Origin of the sequence: Pontibacterium sp., assembly GCF_041587635.1 — a bacterium.
Classification (GTDB): Bacteria; Pseudomonadota; Gammaproteobacteria; order Pseudomonadales; family Balneatricaceae; genus Pontibacterium.
This window is the reverse complement of sequence record NZ_JBFGYC010000546.1, coordinates 1-2,719: the sequence shown is the minus strand read 5'-3', so window position 1 is coordinate 2,719 and position 2,719 is coordinate 1. Positions and strand designations below refer to the sequence as shown.

The window sequence follows — 2,719 nt, the reverse complement described above, 5'->3', positions numbered from 1 at the left end:
GGGACGACAATTGGCAAGCTCAGCAGTATGGTTCCCGAAGGCGCTATCTCTGCCTACACTATCTATATAACGTTCCGTGAGGGAACAATCGGGCTATTCCCGGCACGATTATGGAGGGCATCATGAAGCGGATCTTTCTTACTATTACCCATCTGGGGGCAATTGCTCTGGGGTTTGCGCTTGGTATCTATATGTTGCCGATTCTGACAGAACCCCAGGGGCCTTCCCTGGTAGAAGTCGAAAAACTCGCGTCCACCTCGTTGTATAACGCAGAGTTTAAGCGTGATCTGGCAGGCAGTGACCTTCTGCACTGGGGGGAAGGGAGAGTATCGGTCAGCAAAGATGCGGTGTCTCTGATGGGAGAGTTAGCTCCCGGACCGGATTATAAGCTGTATCTGGCACCGGAGTTCGTCGAAACGGAAGATCAGTTTCTTCAGGTAAAGCGGTATTCCGTTCAGGTTGGGGAGATAAAAACCTTCGATAACTTTGTGGTAAACATCCCCAATTCTATTAACCCTGAGGAGTACACTACTGTAGTGATCTGGTGTGAAACCTTTGGGGAATTTATTACGGCCGCACAGTATCGGTAAGTGACGACTGTGTCGATTAGCGTATAGCGATCTCTGACCAACAAAAAGCGGGCCTTTGTATCAGGCCCGTTTTTGTATCTGTCGTGGGGGTAAAACAGACTTTATGACAGAGGTTTTTTCAGGTTTTCATCAAAATACGGTGGCCAGCCCAGTGGCTTACCCCCTAACAGATGAAGGTGGATATGGTGGACCGTTTGCCCACCATGGTCGTTGCAGTTGAAAACTGTACGATAGCCGCTTTCGTCAAACCCTTGTTCTTTAGCAATCTTGCCCGCTACTTGCACCATATGGCCAACCAGCGCAGTGTCTTCGTCAGCGATCTCATTGGTGGTGGCGATGTGTTTCCGCGGGATCACCAACGCATGAGTTGGTGCCTGCGGATTAATGTCATTGAATGCGATGACCTGATCATCTTCATAGATGACATCTGCCGGAATTTCCTTGTTCAGAATTTTGCAGAACAAACAGTCCATAACGATACCCTTCATTGATAATACGGCTGTAATGACAGCAGTATAGCGTTGCGAAGGGTACGATTACATCTGTTCGATCATGTCCTTTTGCAATACCGGGCAATGCATCGCACTGGTCACTGTCCCGTCCGGCAGGACCGATTCCAGATGTACATCAAAACCCCATAAACGATGCAGGTGCCGTAAAACCTCTTCGCCGTCGTCTGCTAAAGGCTGACCGTTGTGTACATAGTGACGTAAGGTGAGTGCCCGGTCTCCGCGCACATTGACGTTGTATACCTGAATATTGGGTTCCCGGTTCCCTAGGTTGTATTGTGCCGCCAGATCTTCACGGATCTGCTGATATCCCAGTTCATCATGAATGGAGGAAACACCCAGAGTTGGTCTTTCTGCATCGTCCATGATGGTGAACAGTTTCAGTTCTCGGATCAAGGCCGGTGACAGGAACTGCAGAATAAAGCTCTCATCTTTATAGTTGCGCATGGCATCATGCAGTGTTTCGTTCCAGTCGCTGCCAGCGATCTCCGGGAACCAGTCGCGATCCTCTGCCGTTGGATGTTCACAGATGCGACGAATATCGTTCATCATGTTGTAGCCAAGGGTATAGGGATTGATACCACTAAAATGGGGACTGTCGAACGGAGGTTGATATACCACACTTGAGTGTGAATGCAGAAACTCCATCATAAACCCATCGTTGACCAGCCCTTCATCGTAGAGTCCATGAAGCAACGTATAATGCCAAAAACAGGCCCAGCCCTCGTTCATCACCTGAGTTTGCTTCTGAGGATAGAAGTACTGTGAGACTTTGCGCACGATACGGATAATTTCTCGTTGCCAGGATTCCAGTAACGGGGCATTTTTTTCCACAAAGTACAGAATGTTCTCTTCAGGTTCTGCCGGAAAATGGATCTCTTTGTTTGATGCATCTTCCTCTTTTTGAGGAATCGTATTCCACAACTCGTTTACATGACGCTGGATATACTCTTCACGGGCCTGTTGACGCTCGCGTTCTTCGGCAGCGGTCAATGGTTGGGGCCTTTGATATCGGTTCACACCGTAATTCATCAGGGCGTGGCAGGAATCCAGAATTTCTTCGACTTCTGCAGCACCGTGACGTTCTTCACATTTACGAATGTAGTTTTTGGCAAACAGCAGGTAATCGATAATTGCGGTAGCATCTGTCCAGGTGCGGAACAGATAATTGCCTTTGAAGAAGGAGTTGTGTCCGTAGCAGGCATGGGCGATTACGAGTGCCTGCATGGTCATCGTGTTCTCCTCCATCAGGTAGGAGATACAAGGGTCCGAATTGATGACGATCTCATACGCCAACCCCATGCGACCGCGCTTATAGTTCTGCTCGGTTTCAACAAACTGCTTACCAAAGGACCAGTGATTGTAATTGAGAGGCATGCCCACAGACGAGTACGCATCCATCATCTGTTCTGACGTAATAATTTCTATCTGGTTCGGATAAGTGTCCAGACCATAGCTATCAGCGATACGCGAAATTTCCGCGTCATAGCGCTGAATCAGCTCAAAGGTCCACTCTGCGCCGGTAGAAATAGGTTCCTTCTTCATGCGGCCCCCTCCGTCTTCTTCTCAAACAGCTTGCGGAAGACAGGATAAATTTCTGATGCATCCGTTATCTGATGC

Annotated in this window: 3 protein-coding genes; 1 reads left to right on the top strand and 2 read right to left on the bottom strand. The window is 48.7% G+C overall.

The features are described from left to right. Window positions 1-122: 122 nt before the first annotated feature. Complete coding sequence (locus tag ABYW01_RS18800) at window positions 123-590, top strand: DM13 domain-containing protein (RefSeq protein ID WP_372835822.1); 468 nt, start codon at window positions 123-125, stop codon at window positions 588-590. Window positions 591-691: 101 nt separating this feature from the next. Here the strand turns inward: ABYW01_RS18800 and ABYW01_RS18795 are convergent, their stop codons facing one another. Together ABYW01_RS18795 and ABYW01_RS18790 are read right to left on the bottom strand one after the other, a co-directional pair. After that, window positions 692-1,063, bottom strand: a complete 372-nt coding sequence (locus ABYW01_RS18795) for a histidine triad nucleotide-binding protein (RefSeq protein WP_372835820.1) — start codon at window positions 1,061-1,063, stop codon at window positions 692-694. A gap of 63 nt (window positions 1,064-1,126) precedes the next feature. Then, window positions 1,127-2,644, bottom strand: coding sequence for a SpoVR family protein (locus ABYW01_RS18790; RefSeq protein ID WP_372835818.1), 1,518 nt, complete (start codon window positions 2,642-2,644; stop codon window positions 1,127-1,129). Between the last annotated feature and the right edge of the window lie 75 nt (window positions 2,645-2,719).

What these genes read in the sequence shown, in the direction of transcription:
- ABYW01_RS18790 (WP_372835818.1), bottom strand. Translation starts at nt 2,644, where the DNA reads ATGAAGAAGGAACCTATTTCTACCGGCGCAGAGTGGACCTTTGAGCTG.
- ABYW01_RS18795 (WP_372835820.1), bottom strand. Translation starts at nt 1,063, where the DNA reads ATGGACTGTTTGTTCTGCAAAATTCTGAACAAGGAAATTCCGGCAGAT.
- ABYW01_RS18800 (WP_372835822.1), top strand. Translation starts at nt 123, where the DNA reads ATGAAGCGGATCTTTCTTACTATTACCCATCTGGGGGCAATTGCTCTG.